The 18,517-nt window shown below is 47.3% G+C and carries 8 protein-coding genes, 2 pseudogenes and 1 riboswitch; of the genes and pseudogenes, 6 read left to right on the top strand and 4 right to left on the bottom strand.

What is annotated here, in order from left to right; translation table 11 throughout:
* The first annotated feature begins 1,839 nt into the window (after window positions 1-1,839).
* From BLQ12_RS07125 to BLQ12_RS07115, 3 genes are all read left to right on the top strand, one after another.
* Window positions 1,840-2,196: a four helix bundle protein gene (locus BLQ12_RS07125; protein WP_092209721.1), complete on the top strand. Its 357-nt coding sequence runs from the start codon at window positions 1,840-1,842 to the stop codon at window positions 2,194-2,196.
* A gap of 122 nt (window positions 2,197-2,318) precedes the next feature.
* Window positions 2,319-3,668, top strand: a complete 1,350-nt coding sequence (locus tag BLQ12_RS07120; protein WP_092209719.1) for an MBL fold metallo-hydrolase — start codon at window positions 2,319-2,321, stop codon at window positions 3,666-3,668.
* A 203-nt stretch (window positions 3,669-3,871) separates the two neighbouring features.
* Window positions 3,872-5,161, top strand: coding sequence for a nucleotide sugar dehydrogenase (locus BLQ12_RS07115; RefSeq protein WP_092209717.1), 1,290 nt, complete (start codon window positions 3,872-3,874; stop codon window positions 5,159-5,161).
* Between the two features lie 274 nt (window positions 5,162-5,435).
* Here BLQ12_RS07115 and BLQ12_RS07110 read toward each other — a convergent pair.
* Window positions 5,436-6,473 (bottom strand): annotated as a pseudogene (locus BLQ12_RS07110) (IS630 family transposase).
* A complete protein-coding gene (locus BLQ12_RS07105) occupies window positions 6,470-6,817 on the bottom strand; it encodes a hypothetical protein (protein ID WP_092209715.1) in 348 nt (115 codons plus the stop codon). Before BLQ12_RS07105 ends, BLQ12_RS07110 begins: the two are co-directional and overlap by 4 nt.
* A gap of 26 nt (window positions 6,818-6,843) precedes the next feature.
* Window positions 6,844-6,921, bottom strand: a riboswitch (cyclic di-GMP riboswitch).
* A 633-nt stretch (window positions 6,922-7,554) separates the two neighbouring features.
* On the opposite strand from BLQ12_RS07105, the gene BLQ12_RS26915 reads away from it, so the two are divergent.
* The 3 genes from BLQ12_RS26915 to BLQ12_RS07090 all read left to right on the top strand — a co-directional run bounded on the left by BLQ12_RS26915 (window position 7,555) and on the right by BLQ12_RS07090 (window position 11,464).
* Window positions 7,555-7,995, top strand: a complete 441-nt coding sequence (locus BLQ12_RS26915) for a hypothetical protein (protein WP_139163887.1) — start codon at window positions 7,555-7,557, stop codon at window positions 7,993-7,995.
* Window positions 7,996-8,104: 109 nt separating this feature from the next.
* Window positions 8,105-9,685 (top strand): cryptochrome/photolyase family protein, encoded by a 1,581-nt coding sequence (locus BLQ12_RS07095; RefSeq protein ID WP_092209711.1) that lies wholly within the window; start codon window positions 8,105-8,107, stop codon window positions 9,683-9,685.
* A 231-nt stretch (window positions 9,686-9,916) separates the two neighbouring features.
* The gene (locus BLQ12_RS07090; protein ID WP_092209709.1) at window positions 9,917-11,464 is read left to right on the top strand and encodes a DUF4125 family protein; all 1,548 of its coding nucleotides are present in this window, start codon (window positions 9,917-9,919) and stop codon (window positions 11,462-11,464) included.
* 49 nt (window positions 11,465-11,513) lie between these two features.
* Here the strand turns inward: BLQ12_RS07090 and BLQ12_RS28485 are convergent.
* Together BLQ12_RS28485 and BLQ12_RS07080 are read right to left on the bottom strand one after the other, a co-directional pair.
* Window positions 11,514-12,663, bottom strand: a pseudogene (locus BLQ12_RS28485) (IS4 family transposase).
* A 578-nt stretch (window positions 12,664-13,241) separates the two neighbouring features.
* The gene (locus BLQ12_RS07080; RefSeq protein ID WP_092209707.1) at window positions 13,242-18,464 is read right to left on the bottom strand and encodes an RCC1 domain-containing protein; all 5,223 of its coding nucleotides are present in this window, start codon (window positions 18,462-18,464) and stop codon (window positions 13,242-13,244) included.
* Between the last annotated feature and the right edge of the window lie 53 nt (window positions 18,465-18,517).

Genomic DNA, 18,517 nt, shown 5'->3' with positions numbered 1-18,517 from the left:
GGGTGAGAAAACCGTGATTGAACGTTTTCTCGTGAAATCTCCGGGGGAGCCTTACCAGCCGTGCTTTACGCGCAGATGTCCATCGACGGTATGTCCGATCCATTCAGCAGGCCAGTCAGGGAGCGCAAGACGCGTAAACGGGTTTTGCTTCTCTTGTTAACCTTGCTGATGGCGGATTCCGGGCGAACGTGCCTCTGTGAGCCTGGCAGGATATTCCTTCGTGAAAGTGAAACCGAAGGAAAGTACCAGATGCATCGGCACCCAAAGGCACGCCTTTCCGTTATCCGGCGATCAGGAAATAAACGGTAACGGCCATTTGAAGCGGCAGTAAAGCCGGGTGAGTGATTGCGGGGTTTCGCGTGATGAGGAAAATACGACTTGAAATGGATCTGGGGGTGGTGTAAAAAATCGCTTAGCCATGACGACCTCCGCTAAAGGTTGTTTTGGTGAGGCCTGGCAGGATGTTCCCGCATCCTGTCGGGTCGCTACTTATACCGAATAATAACTAGTTATTAGTCCCAACGATAAAACCATCCTTTCCGTATGTCAATAGTTTTTTATCTGAGAATTCCATCTGTTATTCCCTCCCGGCCATAAATTGCCTACTCCTGCGCCATGGAACCGATGAAAGCCAGAGTCCCAGCGCCTGATTGGTTTATTAATTGACAGGCAGAGCGACATAGCCCTTCGTCCCTCGAATTATGGATGACACAGGTCAATTCCTCCATGGGTCACTCATTATTGTCCAGCAGTGCATGGATGATGACGAGGCAAATATCCTTTATAAAGGATGGCTTCCGAAGATAGCTTTAGCCACCTTTACGCGCTTGCAAAAGCTTATTGAAGGATAATTTATTTTTGTGTTGACAGAAAAGAATAAAAACGAGACAACAATACTTCAAATTGGTTTGGTGGATCAATTATGACGCGCACCTCGCGTCGCTTTATCAGCGTAATCATAGAATAATTTTTGGCGAAATTGAGAAATATGAATTTCGCAACAGCCCGACTGATTTATATTCGGGTTGCTTTAATCAGCACAGGCAGTGGTGTCTTTTTCTGGAGAACAATGTTTTTTGCCTTTCTTGTACAAGGCACGGGACGTGTGTCTCCTTTCCCCCCTTTTATGGAAAAGACTCCAAGGGCGCCTTACAGGCCCTGAAGAAGTTCCCAGCGATATTGTTGTACTTGTTACAGGCAATACCCGTCGTACCCCTTGTAGTACCAGATACAAGCAGTGCCCGTCGTACCCCATAGTTGTGCCCCTAATGATGCTGTGTTCCGATTCATGTTTTTATCGTGAACGAGACTATAGCCCGGATATTTCACGAGTCGAGTGCACCCATATTCAAGGCATCAGAGCTGCAGATGTAGTGGTTTACCTCAAAGCTCTGATAACGCAGAAGATGGGTGCACTCGGATCGCCCGAAGGGTGAGAAAAGCGAGCAGAAATCCGTGAGTTAGATTTTGTATTTTAAAAAAGTCTAAATTTTTCACAGTAACCAACTGTAATGACCTCTTATTACTTTTGCGTGGTCGTTTGCTCATGAAATATCCTGGGTAGTGCAGGACTCTATCTGTATGCCGAGCATTATCTCATTGCCCTTACGGCGATTCGTGATTCCCTATTTCTGCGTTTTATTTAAACAGGTGGATGTAACCTGAGGGGCGGAGCTATGCGAAGTGGGGCTAAAGGCTAAAAGTAATAAGGCAAAAGGCTTAAGGGCTAAAGACGGGACAGATTGAACAGTTGTCACTTTAATATTTCGTCCGAGATGTTTGGTATCTATTTAAATTCAAAATGAATAGGCCTGCTGATTGGTGTGGGACTCTTCCGCTATGAACTTTCAAAAGCTTAAAGTTTGGCAGAAGTCAAAGGCGCTGGCAGTCTATATCTATAAAGTAACGTCGCAAAGAGACTTTCACCGCGACTTGGGGCTTCGCGATCAAATTCAACGGGCAGTTGTATCAATACCAAGCAATATCGCTGAGGGAGACGAGTTAAATACTGATAAGCAGGCTGTGAGGCATTTTTATATTGCCAAGGGGTCTGCTGCTGAAGTGTTATCACAAGCCATCATTGCATTTGAAATAGGTTACCTTGATCAAGTTCACTATTCACATATTGAAATGGAATGCCACAACATAGCCGGGATGCTTCAACGATTAATTCATGCGCGGACTAATAAACGATGATATTGATTTGACATTCGGCTCCATTATGTTTTTAAGCCCTTAGCCCTTAGCCCTTAGCCCTTAGCCCTTAGCCCTTAGCCCTTAGCCCTTAGCCCTTAGCCCTTAGCCCTTAAGCCCCTATTATGCCCTATTCCCTGACGCACTTGGGAGGCGAATGTTCCGTCACCGGCTCCGCCCACCTCCTCCAAATCAAGTCCGGTCCCATCATTCTCGTGGATTGCGGCTTGTCCATGGGGAACGACCCCAGTGTGCCGTTTTCTGAGTGGCCGGTGGAGCCTGCGGACATCGATTATCTGTTTCTGACCCATGCCCATATCGATCACATCGGCCGGGTTCCAGATTTAATTGATGCGGGGTTTACAGGGGAGATCCTCTGCTCACATCCCACCAAGGCCCTTCTGGTTCCGATGCTCCACGACGCCATGGGGTTTTCGAATCGGTCCAAAGACGAGGGCAGGCGGCTTGAGTCCGTTATCGAAGAGCTTTCCTGGGGGTTTGAGTATCAGCAGTCATTTCGCCTGAACAAGGGAGTACGGTTCAAATTGGGCCGTGCCGGGCATATCCTTGGTTCCTGCTTTATCCATTTTACCATTCCCGGAGAGCCCAAACCTTGTCGGATTCTTTTTTCAGGGGATTTGGGCTGCAGGAATTCTCCCATTCTCTGTGATCCGGACCCACCCGATGCCTGCGACCTGCTCATCATGGAGTCCACCTATGGTGATCGTAACCATGAAGCAAGGGATGACCGCATCGAGCGTCTGGAAACGGCGCTGAACAGAGCATTGGCTGATGGGGGGAAGGTGTTTATCCCAGCCTTTTCCCTGGGAAGAACCCAGGAGCTGATCTATGAGATCGACCGGATACTCTCAGCTCAAGGGTTGCGTGATACGGCAGGGCAGGGGAGTGCACTGCAACAAATTCCGGTTTTTGTGGATTCGCCCCTGGGGCTTGAGATCACCAACATTTACAGCTCCCTCAGCGAATTTTGGGATCAGGAGTCAAAAAGCCTGTTTAAAGAAGGCGATCATCCCATCGACTTTAAAACCCTTTTTGCGGTAAAGTCCTACAGGGACCATCAAAAAGCCCTCACCATCCCAGGGCCTTCCGTGGTCATCGCAGGGAGCGGGATGTGCACCGGGGGCCGGATCATAGATCACCTCGAAGCGGGCCTGGCTGACGCGAAAAATGATGTCTTTTTTGTGGGGTACCAGGCCAAAGGCACGCTCGGTCGCCAGATTTTAAAATACGGCCCTCGTGCAAACGGCTACGCTTGGATCAACGGAGAGAAAGTCTATATCAACGCCAAGCTTTACAAGCTCGGAGGCTATTCTGCCCACGCCGATCAACACGAACTGGTGCAGTGGGTGGAGGAGATGCCGGAGAAACCGGGCATGATAAAGTTGGTACACGGGGAAGAGGAGGCAAGGTCGGCGTTACAGAAAGTGCTGGAAGATCGTGGGTATCGGTTATAAGAAACAGGTGAAAGGTGCTTGGTTCTTCGTGCTGTGTTGAAAATTTGTTTCACGCCATTGACGGTAATCGTCCCGGTGGTGTGAACATCTCGGATGGAACATGCGTTGTTGTCACTTGCCAAGTGTCCAGTATCGTATCGTATTCATGAAGCGAAGAATCAGAAACGACCAACCAAGAACATTTTTATAACGGAACCAAGACAATGATAAATAATCCAGTCATCGCCATCATCGGTTTAGGCTATGTAGGCCTTCCATTGGCCCTTGAATTTGGAAAGCAATACGAGACCATCGGTTTTGATATCAAAGCCTCTCTGGTTGAAAATTGCCGCAACGGTGTGGACAACACCGGCGAGGTGGACTCCGCCGATTTCAAGGCTGCCGTGAAGTTTACGCCTACCAGCGACCCCACGATGATCGGAAACGCCGATTTTATCATTGTGGCCGTTCCGACCCCCATCAATGAAGCCCACCAGCCCGATTTTACGCCGCTGATTTCATCCTCCGAGACCGTCGGGCGTCACATGAGCAAAGGGGCCGTCGTGATTTACGAGTCCACGGTTTTCCCCGGGGCGACAGAAGACATCTGTGTCCCGATTCTGGAAAAAGAATCGGGTAAAACCTGGAAAAAGGATTTTAATGTCGGTTATTCTCCCGAGCGCATCAACCCGGGTGACAAAGTCCGAACCCTCACCACCATCACCAAGGTTGTTTCAGGGGACACCCCCGAGACCCTTGATAAGGTAAAAGATCTTTACGGCTCCATCATCACCGCCGGTGTTCATCCCACAACAACCATCAAAGAAGCCGAAGCCGCAAAAGTCATTGAAAACACCCAAAGGGATCTCAACATCGCCCTCATCAATGAGCTGGCCATCATCTTCGATACCCTGAACATCGATACCCTTAACGTTCTGGAAGCCGCAGGCACCAAGTGGAATTTTCTCCCCTTCAGGCCCGGTCTCGTCGGCGGCCACTGCATCGGCGTGGATCCTTATTATCTCACTTACAAGGCCCAGATCGAAGGGTACCACCCGGAAGTCATCCTCTCCGGTCGCAAACGAAACGACTCCATGGGCAAGTACATCGCCCAGACCACCGTCAAGCGTCTCATGAAAAACGGCTGCTTGAACAACGGTTCTTCCGTAGCTGTTCTCGGGCTCACCTTCAAGGAAGATTGCCCGGATCTGCGCAACACCCGCGTCGTGGACATCGTCGAAGAGTTTCAATCCTACGGCATCCATGTCCATGTCCATGACTCCCAGGTAGATCCCCTGGAAGCCAAGCGCCACTACGGCATCGAGCTGACCTCCTTCGATGACATTCAAGCCGTTGACGCCGTTGTGATAGCAACCGCCCACCGTGAGTACAAAGAGATGCCTTTGGATGCATTTACAGAAAAAATTAAAGCCAATGGATCTTTGATTGATGTGAAGAGTGTTTTGGACCCGGATGAGATGAAGGCGTGGGGGGGGGATTTCTGGAGGTTGTAAAAGTGGGGCCGGGTGCATCGCTCCGCAATATTAGGTAGATACACCAATAAGATCGAAATGCACCCGGAATGATGTTTTATTAAGGATCATGATGTGTTTCAGGGGTCTTACTTGACAAGCACGTCAATCGCGAATGATTCAAGGCTTTTCTCGATTGTAAACCTTGTGAACACCCTCGGAAAACCACGATATAAAGGCAGCTTTCCCTGCGAGATACCATGCTGTAAGCGTAGCCAACAGAAACCCTCCATGGTATTACTAATGGGGTCAAAACCTACCCGACATAAGTGCTTGCATATTTCAGATTTGGTTCTTTGAAAAAGTTTTTTGATTTATGAGGCATTTTCTGAAGAGATCTCAAGACGGAGTAGACCTTCTTTTTGAGCTGGTCAGGCCCGGTAATTTTCACTTTTCCAAGTTTATAATGCTTAAGATAACTCCATACCAGTTCATCAGGGTTAAGATGTGGTGAATACGGTGGGAGAAGAAAGAGTTTCAACATTCCATCTGTTTATTCGACATACTTTTTGACAGCACTGGATTTGTGGACCGGGTGTCCATCAACAATCAAATAAATCGGATTAGTGGCGCCATGGCGAAGACTTTTCAAAAAATCGATAAATTTCGAAGCGTTCATTTTTCCATTTATTGCTTTAAAACGTAAAGAGCCCTTTGGACTTATTGCCGAGATCATGTTGACGCTGAACCTGGCTCCAGTGGTCTCGACAACAGGTGTTTTGCCTTTAGGAGCCCACGTTGTACCACTGTGATAATCGGATCGAATTGTAGATTCATCACCGAAATAAATGGTCGCTTTTTCCTGTTTGGCCATAGCACGAATTTTTGGATAGTCCTCATTTCGCCATTTGGTCACAAGCTCTTCATTACGCTGATAGGCTTTTCTTAAGGGCTTTTGGGGGGTGAGCCCAAGTTTTTTCAAGAGTCGCCCGACAGAGACTAAACTCATAGAAACTTTGAATTCTTTATCTATAAGCTCTTGGATCATCTCACGTGTCCAAAGAGCGAATGCAAATTTATATTGCAAGGGGTCTTTATCAACAATCATATGGTAAAGCTTGCATAAGTCTTCTGCTTTGAATTTAGTCGGGCGCCCTGTAATTTTTTTGGTTTTAAGGGCTTCAATACCCCCTGCATTGTATTTGGCAAGCCACTCATATATGCAAGATCGATGATAGCCCAGCGATTTAATGACTTGTTCTGGACTCTCCCCGGCCTCGACACGTTGGATTGCTCGAATTCGAATGGCTTCTCTTGTTTTATGATCTAATTGCCTGGCATCTGATTTCTTCATACCATTGCTATATCATATGTCGGGTAATTAATGAACTCATTAGTACCTTGCGAGCCTTCATACGTCTCGTCCCATGCAACCTCGGAACCATCCACATAAAGAGCAAATTCATCGCCAGGGCCATAAATATCCCAAACCTTGACATAAGACATGATGGAATCGACATCGACTGAAATCTGCCACCCAAATTGCATATAATCTCCCCCGACACTGTCGATCATTCCCAAGCCATCACTCCATGCGAACTTTCCATACCACCCGAATGACGGGTCTATGGGGGTTGCTTCCAAAGACCCTACCATTCCGAACACTAAAAAGCATAATACACATAAAATCTTTTTCATCGTAAGCATTCCTTTGCTCTTTCTCCAAGAGCAACCCGGCCGTCTCCCCATGAGACCCGTAGGCTTTCCGTCCCTGACTCACGTCAGGTTTGGCTTTTTCTTAGTTTAAGTAAAGGAACAGCAAAAAACATACTGCCCCCATATATAGCCCAGACAACACAACAAACAACACCATATTGTGCACAAACCACCACTATGGAAGTCGTTGTTATACTACTATGTAATTCATGTAATATTGCTATACATATAGCCACCCCAAAAGCGACACGCATCGAAACCCCAGGTAAAACATGCCATGCGCACGGACTGGCTACAGGGAAGCCCTGACCCGTCTCAATCCAGACTCGTTGCAGATTGACCACGCACGATTCTCAGAGGGGGTGGGGACCCGGGGTAAACACGTTGTCCGGCTCCCCATAGCTTTTAATACCTGTGACGCTGCAACGTCAGGGTGTAATCAGTCCGTGTATCACACATTTTAATTGGGCAGTTTTCAGAATTTTTGTTACACTTACCGTATATTAAAATCAGGTTGGTAAAATAACGGCCCCAGATACCAGCTAAAAGCATTATCGAATAATATGAACAAGAAATAAACGATTTGAAAACATAACGTTCATGCAATTTTTATGGTAACCCGCCATCTTGCGACAAACACATTTATGCTTTTCGTCGTATCATACACCTGATCGTTTTTTCACTTGTCGCGATGACATTGGCAAAGGAATGATCTCGTCATGCCCATCACCTTCAGGACCATTGTGTTCATCGTCTCAATTCTCATCTCTTTGACTGGTTTTTGCCAGGCAGAAGTGAAAACCCTGTCTGAAAACCAACTGGATTCATGCATCGCGGCTGAAGGAATTCGCAATGCCAGGTTTGTGGACAGCGAAAGGTCCCAAAATCCACCTGAACTAAACAACGATTTACCCATCGGCAGTACTCCGTCTCACATACACCATGGTACTGTCGGTTCCAAAATCAAGCCTCCTGAACCAATGCCACCGGAGTCAGGCCATATTGCCATCTCACATCACACCATAGAACAACCGACACAAGCCCCGATACATCTGCCGGACAAATTGTCCGTCATAGTAAACCATGAATCGTATTCTCCTGCGATGCCCCATTACCCGCCTTCCACCGGTGGGATGTCCGGGGTTTCGGCCGTCGACTGAGTCACACATTGGCCGTAGGATGTGAACAGGTCAAAGCTGAATCAATACCACTCAATCCTATTCACCATTCACTGAACGTTCAGGTTCCCAAAAAGAACAAGGTGACAGCATGCCCAAAAAATATTCACGGCTGCGACTCATCCTCGGTGATCAGCTTAATCCCAGCCATTCCTGGTACAGGCAAAAAGACGATAACACCTTGTATGTCATTGCAGAGCTGCACCAGGAAGCGTCGTATGTATGCCACCATGTGCAGAAGCTCTGTGCGTTTTTTGCTGCAATGGAACAGTTTGCCGACACGCTCCGCAGCGCCGGTCACCAGATGCTGCATTTGTCTCTGGATGACACCGCAGCCTTTTCAAACTTGCCTGAGCTGCTCACCCATTTGCTCGAAAAACACCTGGCAACACAATTTCAATACCAACTGCCGGATGAGTACCGCCTGCGAGAGCAACTCGCCGAATTTTGTCAATCCGCGGAGATGAAAGCCGTGGGCACCATGGTTTGTGATACCGAGCATTTTTATCTTTCAGACGCGGAGCTCCATCGCACATTCAGCCGGGGCAAACGGCATCGACTGGAAGCCTTTTACCGAAAAATGCGGGTACGATTTCACATCCTCATGGATGGAGAGGAGCCCGAAGGGGGCCGCTGGAATTATGATGCACAAAACCGCAACAAACTGAAAGCCGATGACCTGAAGCTGGTGCCCGAACCGTTGCTGTTCGCAAACGATGTCCGGGATATCCTGGCGCGAATCAAACGGCACGGCATCCACACCATAGGAAAAGAAGCGCCCCACCTGATTTGGCCGATCAATACCCAGCAGGCATCAGAGCTGCTTGATTATTTTTGCCACCACGGGATAGAGCACTTCGGTCGGTTCCAGGATGCGATGACCGGCAAACTTGGCCCCACAGACATCAAAAAGCAATGGGGGCTGTTTCATTCCAGGTTGTCTTTTGCTCTAAACAGCAAAATGCTCAGCCCGCAACACGTGATCAACACGGTCATTGAGCACTACCACACCAGACAACCCAGGATGGACCTGGCACAGGTGGAAGGGTTTGTGAGGCAAATCCTTGGATGGCGGGAGTTCATTCGTGGTATTTACTGGGCCAACATGCCCGAATACGGATCCTGTAACGGCTTGGCTGCGACTCGCCGACTGCCTTCCTGGTTCTGGACCGGAGAGACCCGGATGCATTGCCTCCGACAGGCCATCACCCAATCCCTTGAGGTGGCCTATGCCCACCACATCCAGCGCCTGATGATCACGGGTAATTTCTGCCTTCTCGCCGGAATAGACCCCGATCAGGTCGACAGTTGGTACCTGGGCATCTACATCGACGCCATCCAATGGGTGGAGCTGCCGAATACCAGGGGCATGAGCCAATTTGCCGATAATGGCATCGTGGGCTCCAAAGCCTACGCAGCCAGCGGCAACTACGTCAAAAAAATGAGCGACTACTGCAGCGATTGCCACTACCGTGTGGCGGAGGCAACGACCCCGGACGCCTGCCCCCTCAATGGCCTCTACTGGCGCTTTATGCACGACAACCAAGTCGCTTTTGCCCCCAACCCCAGAAACAAGATGGTGTATGCGGTGTGGAACAAAAAATCCGAAGACCAGCGGCAGGCGATACTCGAACAGGCTACGACCTTTCTGGCCGATATCGAGAGGCTTTGAAGGCCTCCATTGCCATGGCCAACAGACCATTCCCCCAGGCATCGACCCTTTCCAGAAACGCCCTCCCCTACCTCATTCGTTCACCTCGAAAAATAAATTTAGGTACATGTTTGACCTAATTCCAACCCCTGTGTTAAATTTCGGATTTCCATCTGACACCACTAAAGCGTGGACCTGTTGGGAATCAGTCCCTTGGTTTAAAAAAATGACCGGTGCAAAGGAATATTGTTTATGAACGGCCTGGAACTCTGTGAAGCATACTACAATGAATGCGCAAAAGAGATTTTCGAGCAGACATTCAAATCCCTGATGGAACGAGTCGCCATCGGGCTCGTTGGCCCCGGCTCCGAGTGCTTTGGATTTGATGATGAATACTCACGTGATCATGACTGGGGGCCCTCCTTTTGCCTGTGGGTTACCCGAGAAGATTTCCAGCGCTACGGCAAAGAGCTTCAGGCCTGTTACAATGCCCTGCCCAAAGAATACCTGGGATTTGGCCCGCGGGTAGTGAGCCCGGGTGAAGAGGGCCGCGTAGGCGTCATGGACATCAGCAGTTTTTACGCTCGCTATACAGGGTTGGATAAAAGACCGTTCTCCATGAGAGATTGGCATATTTCATCTGAAAATTTGGCACTTTGCACCAACGGCAGAGTCTTTTCAGACCCCTTGGGGGAATTTTCCTCATGGCGGACGACCCTTCTTGAGTTTTATCCTGAAGACCTCCGGCTAAAAAAAATCGCGGACTGCTGCATGCTTGCGGGCCAAGCCGGTCAATACAACTGGCAACGGGGTATTTTAAGAAACGACCCCTATGTAACACATACCGCCACGGTAAAATTCTGCACAGAGATCATGCACCTGGTTTACCTTCTGAACAAAACCTATGCGCCCTTTTACAAGTGGCTGTTCAGAGGCGTTGCCCAGTTGCCGATACTTGGGGCAGAACTCTCCCCCCTGATTGCACAGGTTCTGACCGGGCAGGGTGGAACGACGTCCCAAAATGAAGGATGGAAACAGCAACAGGACACCATGGAGATGATTTGCCGGAAAGTCATCTCCGAGCTTCAGGCTCTCGGACTCACCGATCACAACAGTCCCTTTTTAGCAGATCACGTCCCATCCATCCTCGGCCGCATCAAAGACCCAGAATTCAAAAACACTCTGTGGGGCGTGAAAAAAAAGACGTCCGATAAAAAAGAGATCATCAAACAAATTCTGGAAATCGAATGGAAGATGTTTTCCACCGTTAACGACAAGGCCGCTTCAGACCCACGGAACCAGGGCCAACCCACCTGCCGGGACTTCCCTGACGAATTCAAACTCCACAGGACGGCAAAATTCCTGGCCTGGCCCGAGACCACCCTCCTCAGTTACCTGCAGGATCTCAAAGAGGCAAAACAAACCAATCGCAACCTGATGACTTATAAATATGCCAGGATGGACAACCTGATCCCCAGTGAAAACAACAGCCCCTATGTTGATAAAATTACGGGGGTCATGGTTCAGTGGCAAAAAGAGTTTATGGCCAAGTACCCGCGCATCATGGCCGGAGGCCGTGCTTTGACCGGCGGAGAGGCGGGCATCGACTGGGCATCTTTTGAGAACTATCTGAGGTGCGAACTGGAGTCCTACTCCGAAAACACACTGAAATCTCTTTTCCTTCACACGGAAACATTGAAAGGTTCCGGCAAAAGCATGTCCGAAGAGATCTATAAAACGCTGGTTCGGGACAAAGGATACAACAGTTTGGAGGAGGCGGAGGGGAAGCAGTCTAATTAGGGATCAGGCCTGCACAGTCGACAAAATTATTTTTGCCAGTAATGTCCGGTTAGATTTTTGCAAGTCGCTTTTTGTTTTTTTTAGCTTTTCTCCTTACATTTCCCTTTGAATCGGATAATGCGCACAGCTCATTGAGAATTATTGTCCGAAGCTCTCTGATCCTTTTGATGGAAACTTTTTCGCCATACTCCTCGTGGCGTATATAGCCATCAAAAGGTATGAAATCAGCCCAGCAAGAATCTGGATCAGGAGGGCATACTCGCCACGTGCTATTAAGTGGTATACTTTCAAATGGTTTTTCCATCATTTGAAAAAAGACTCGATAGTCCACCTCAGTTTGTAAACTTCTGCAACTTGATGAGTGGTAAAGTCAAATCGATCAGTGGCAACGTAATACTCTTTGCCATCAACATTATATACAACAACCCGTACAGGCTTTTTGGTTTCGTTGATACCTGTAGTTCCGAGAAGAACTTTCGCATCGGAAAAAACAAAGTCATCTTCAGCTATCTGATATTTTTCAAGAACCGTTCTGGTTGTAAAAGATTTGATACGACATACAAATCATTTTTCCTCTTCTTGAAGGAGATCAAAATCATCATGGCACTGTATCCACGGTCCATGCCCCCTGTTCGGCCAGGGGAAAGGATAGTTGTTACAAATGGGCGTTCAGCTCCTTTTCCGTCTGCCAGAAAAATTTGTGTCGGGATACCTTGATTAGTGGAAAAACCAAAATGACCCTTGGCCTTCTTTGAGCCTTTTCTGTAATCGGCCCAGTACATTGAAAGGCATGCGTCAATGAGGCTTCCATCAATAGCTATAAGCTCTCCAAACTTCGAAAATTCCTTGGGAAGTATACGACCAGCTTTCTTTGTCAACTCTTTGAAAACGAATTGAAGTTTTTCAAGACCTCGGTTGTTGACCGCCTCTGAAATACTGCTACGGCTGATGCCCCCCTCAGCTGCGATACACTGCTTTGCAAATTCATTTTCAGAGAGATCTTGTATAAGCTCTCTTCCAGACTCGTGTTCGTAAAGGTGAAAGTATAGTAATGCATGCAGCTAATTTTCAAAGATCAATTTCAACGGACGACCTCCTCGTGATTTTTGCTCTGGGAAATTTTCCAAAATAGACTTCACGGGAGTGACATATCGGTTATACCGACGGGAGTCGTTTTTTTCTTTGGCAATAACGGAAATTTCATTGGCGTCTAAATCCTTGTATTTATGGCGGTGATCAACACAAGGCGCGACGCGCGTTAATTACTTAATTTGTCAACAAAAAAATATCCTGCTCAAAAAAACATAAATGCAAGATTTTAACCGGACACTACTGAGATCGATCAGGAGATCAATGGAATTTGGTCGCGCTTTAGTGGATGTCAGGGTATTCACGTATTCCCTCTTTTGATTGTTGTTTTAGTTTGTTAGCACATACTGTTTACACAATCATTAGAGGCTTTTCAATTTTTCAAAAGCCAAAAAAACAATATATCATTTAAAATCAGATCATTGCCCTCAAGTCCAAAACTTAAGAGCCCACGTTATCGTTGTACGAATCGATGTGTTATTTACATTAACAGGGGTGGGTCAAAATTGGGTTGTCGAAGGGGGGCTGTTTTGGGTTATCGTTATCATATGTACTCAATGGAAGTATTTGAGTGGTACAGTCGTTATGTTCTGGATTGGGGAATTTCCAACACTTTGAAAAGCACATTTTGCGTACCAGCCCTTCAAAAGGGAGACTGTCAAATAAACTGCCCTCTCGGAGAGGTTCACTACAAGGTATCAAGGTTGTCAACTATCACGTCATCATCAGAATCTTTCTGAGAGTTTGAACAGCCACTTGCATCAACCATTTCACCTTCAGGCGTTGCACCACAGATATCAAAATAGTCAGCTACACCGTCATCATCGCTGTCTCTTTGGGTCGCGGAACAACCGCTGTCATCGACAATCTCCCCATCAAGTGTATTCAAGCAGATATCCAAATTGTAGGGCACACCATCATAGTCCAAATCTACTTGGCTATCTGAGCAACCATAGCTATCAACCCTCGCTTCTGGCGGCGTCTCTAAACATAAATCTAAATGGTCATAGACACAATCCATATCGGCGTCAATGGGGTCAAGGTCAACTATCAACGGTATTGTGGATATAGACGAATTGGCATCTATTTCACCGCAACCATTTTTACCCCACCCGTATAACGTTCCGTCCGCTTTCAATGCCAAGGCATAATTAGGCCCTGCCGAAATGTAAACCCAGTCATTCTCATCACCTATCCGGGTCGGCACCATCGTGTCTGTCAAGGCAGAATACCCCAACTGACCAAACTGCCCCTCTCCCCATGAAAAAAGAGCTCCATTCTCATCAAGTGCAAAAGAACAATTTTCTCCAGATGCAACAAAAACCCAATTAACACTTGAGCCAATTTGAGAAGGAAAGGCCCGATCATTTCGTGTTCCATCCCCCAATTGTCCATGGTTATTTGCTCCCCAAGTGAAAAGTGCCCCATCTTTGATGGCCAACGTGTGATTCAACCCTGCTGAAACATCTTCCCAATTGCCCTCATTTTCAATTAGTCCAGGTTCATACTTTGCGTATACGTCTCCATAGCCCAACTGCCCACACGTGTTGAGACCCCAACTGTAAAGATAGCCATTTTTTTTGATACCAAGTGAATGATTTTTACCAGTTGAAATCTTGATCCAATCCTGCTCTGCACCAACTCGAATAGGCACTAATGAATTATCATTATTGAATCCATTTCCCAATTGCCCGTATGAGTTATCTCCCCATGCATAAAGGGCACCATTTTCCCTTAATGCTAAAGTATGGTTTCCCCCTGCAGAAATGTATTGCCAGTCTATCTCAGTCCCAACCTGCTTGGGTCTATAGTCAGCATGGGTGGTACCATCTCCCAACTGCCCGGATGAATTTTTACCCCAACAAAACAGAGAGCCATCTTCTGATATTGCTACAGAATGTTCAATGCCAACATCAACACGGGCCCAACGTCTTTTTGAATGAATTTGGCAAGGATATTTGATGGACACTTCATCAAATGTTGAGGTCATGCCATCAATAACACCATTATAATAATCACCCCATGTATAAAGAGATCCGTCTGCCTTAAGCCCAATACTGTAAGCCGATCCGGGAGCAAACTGAACCCAGTCCCTGTCACGGTTGATCCTTGTTGGTTTATATCGATCGGCAAAACTCCCCCGCCCCAGCTGCCCAGATTCGTTGCTCCCAAACGAATAAATAATATTATTCTCAGCCAACGCTGCTGTATGATGCTGACCCGTAGAAACATATTTCCAACTCACCCCATGGCCAACCTGTATGGGGGTGTAATGTTTATGAATCGTCCCATCCCCAAGTTGCCCATAATCATTCCGTCCCCAGGCGAACAGAGACCCGTCTTTCTGAATGGCAAGAGTGCTGCCTTTGCTTGCAGTTATGGCCACCCAGTTATTTTTCGAACCAATCCTAACGGGGTGAAATCGTCTCTTAGAAGTATCATCCCCCAGTTGTCCTAAAAAATTGTGCCCCCATCCGTAAAGAGATCGATCCGTTTTTATGGCCATGGTATGATAATGACCAGCAACAGCTATAAACCAATCATTGCTGCTCCCAATTTGGATAGGGGAAACTTTGTCGAACATTGATCCATCTCCCAATTCCCCATCTTCATTTTCACCCCATGCAAAGAGTCGACCGTCATATTTCACGGCCACGGAGTGGTTACAGCCTGCAGAAACCCATGCCCAATCTGACTCTGTGCCAACTTGAACCGGAGATCTTCTTGAATTGCGCGTGCCGTCTCCAAGCTCGCCATTGCCATTTTTACCCCACGCATACAAAGTGCCATCATTTTTAATTGCCAACGTGTGCCCAAGCCCTGTGGCAACAAATTTCCAATCACTATCAGCACCAATCCTCACAGGCGATTCTCTTGTAATGAGTGTTCCATCACCAAGTTGGCCGTAATAGTTGTCCCCCCAGCCGTATAACGTCCCATCGGTTCTTAAGCCAATCGTATGCTTGGCTGACGCAACAACCGCTTTCCAATTATTATCCATTCCAATCCGAACGGGATCTTTCTTATTTTCAGTCGTTCCATCCCCAAGTTGACCATTGCTATTTTTCCCGAACGAATATAGGTATCCGTCCATTGATATAAACGCTGTATGTCCACCTCCCGCAGCAACCTTGAACCAGTCATTACCAATCTCATACTCGGAACACCCTTGTGAATTTACCGAATCTACCGTAGGCGTATTTGGACATAAATCAATATCATCTGAGACACCATCGCCATCCGTATCCCTTTGTGAGACCGAACACCCATTAATATCAACATTTACCCCGGGTAATGTATCTGGACAAAGGTCGTATTCATACAGGACGTCATCCCCATCAGGATCTCTTTGAAAAGTCGTGCACCCATGAGAATCGACCCATTCATCCCCAAAAGAATCCGGGCATATATCAAGATTATCTGTGACACCATCTAAATCTGAGTCATCAAGTTTAAAACTAACTAAACCTGGTTTTAATCTCCAGGCAGAACCATCACCAACCCCCCCCGATTCGTTATATCCCCATGCATAAAGAGTACCATCTATGGAGATCCCCAACGAGTGGCCCATCCCTGCTTCAACAGAAAACCATTTTAGTGGCGTACGTACTTGCAAGGGGATTTCGCTTGATCGTATATCACCGTTACCAAGCCCCCCTTGGCTCCCCCTACCCCATGAGAACAAGGCTCCGTCTTCTCTCAAGGCTAAACAAAAAAGCACCCCTGATGAGAACGTACTGCTCCAGTTTTGATCGAAACCAATTTGGGCAGGGGTTAACTGAAAACCGCTTCCCCCTGTCCCTAACTGGTCACGCCAATTATTCCCCCAACCATAAAGAGTTCCATTTTCCTTCAGTGCAAAGGCACAACGTCCCTCACCGATTTCAATCGCAGCCCAATCACTACTTTGCCCGATCTGCATCGGTAAATGCGAGTCGGTACGACTACCAATTCCAAGCTGTCCGTCTGAGTTGCATCCCCAAGAATAAAGCCTTCCATCGTTTTTCAATGCAAGAGTAAAATTCTCACCTGCAGCCACCGCTTTCCAGTCATTATCGGCCCCCAATTGTACGGGTATTTTTTCGACAGAATAATCTGATGTTGCATCACCGTTACCCAATTGCCCATAACGGTTTTCCCCCCACGTATAAATGCTACCATCTTTTTTTAAAGCGATAGTATGATTGATGCTTGAATCTACATATACCCAATCTGAATCCAAACCAATTTGTGTGGGAAAACACCTTCCATCATTTGTACCATCCCCGAGCAGCCCTCCATTCATCCCCCAACCGTATAGCCTCCCATCACGCTTTATGGCATAGGCCCTTTGGGCACAAGCCTCGACGAACGCCCAGTCGTTTTCATATCCTACCTTCTGAGGTACTTGCCGGCAATACCTTGTCCCATCTCCAAGTGTCCCCCAAGAATTCGCCCCCCAAGAGTACAATTCACCATTCTCAGTAATCGCCAATGAATACCATGAGCAAGAGATTCCAATCCATTTGGTATCTGTATCCAATTCAATTTTAACCGGGAAGTCTTTCGATCCTCCAATTCCAATCCCCAATTCGCCAAAAGGATTCCCCCCCCATGCATAGCAATTACCATGCGAGTCAATACCAAAAGTTCTATGCCTACCACAGGAAACATATGTCCATCCCAATGAATGATCAACGTTCACAGGATACTGTTTGGACACAATTGTTCCGTCTCCTATCTGGCCTCGACTATTATTACCCCAGACAAAAAGTCCTCCCTCAGAATTAATTGCTGCTGAATGCTCATCCCCGCAACTTATTGAGACCCAGTTACTTTCTGAGCCTACTTGAACTGGTGTACTCTTTTTTTGCTGAGTGCCATCCCCCAATTGACCATATAAATTACTGCCCCATGTAAAAAGTCTTCCATCTTTCGTAAGGGCAATATTATGAGATGAATGACTTGCTATAGCCAACCATTGATTATCAGTTCCAACTTGACCTGGGCGTAACCTGTCAAAATCTTGTCCACTTCCCAGCTGCCCCATTCCATTGTACCCCCAAGAATACAACTCCCCATTCTCCTTTATTGCCAGCGTATGGTAGAAGCCGGCTGCAATGGATACCCACTTGGCATTACGACCCACGTTTGTGGGAGATACCCTGGTTTCAACAGTTGAGTCGCCAACTTGACCATTGCGATTCGCACCCCAGGCATAGAGTGTCCCGTCATCTTTGAGAGCTACCGTATGAGCATAACCAGCAACTACTTTTTTCCAGTTATTGTCGTTACCGATTCTGGTAGGCTTTGTCTTCTTGACTGTTGTTCCGTCACCGAGCTGCCCTGCATCGTTATTCCCCCAACCATACAATGAGCCATCAGATCGGATGGCTAATCTATGGCTGTAACCTGCGGTGACAGTGACCCAATCCGTATACTCGCTTATCTGTACCGGTGAAAATTGATCTAAACCCCATTCATACAAACGGCCCGTTTCAGAAATGGCAACAGTGTAATTATAACCTGAAACAACCTTTAACCATTTTTCATTTAGCTGAAGCACCGAGCAACCTGTTGAGTCAACTTCCTCGTTGTTTGGTGTCAACGGGCATACGTCAAACTTATCAGAGACACCGTCTCCGTCAGTATCATTTTGAGAACCAGAACAACCATAAACATCAACTGCTTCACCTAAAGGTGTAACGGCACACATATCCATATCGTCCGTCACGCCATCGCCGTCCGTATCCTTTTGTGAATCAGAGCACCCATTGGCATCTACGGCTTCGCCTTCAGACGTTTCACCACAGGTATCAAGGTTATCCGTTACCCCGTCGCCGTCAGAATCTTTCTGAGAATCAGAACACCCACTGGAATCGACCGTTTCGCCTTCAGGCGTCAAACCACAGATATCAAGATTATCCGTCACGCCATCGCCATCCGAATCCTTTTGTGAATCAGAGCATCCATTGGCATCTACGG

Origin of the sequence: Desulfoluna spongiiphila (assembly GCF_900101345.1) — a bacterium.
Lineage (GTDB): Bacteria > Desulfobacterota > Desulfobacteria > Desulfobacterales > Desulfolunaceae > Desulfoluna > Desulfoluna spongiiphila.
This window is presented reverse-complemented; position numbering and strand designations above follow the sequence as displayed.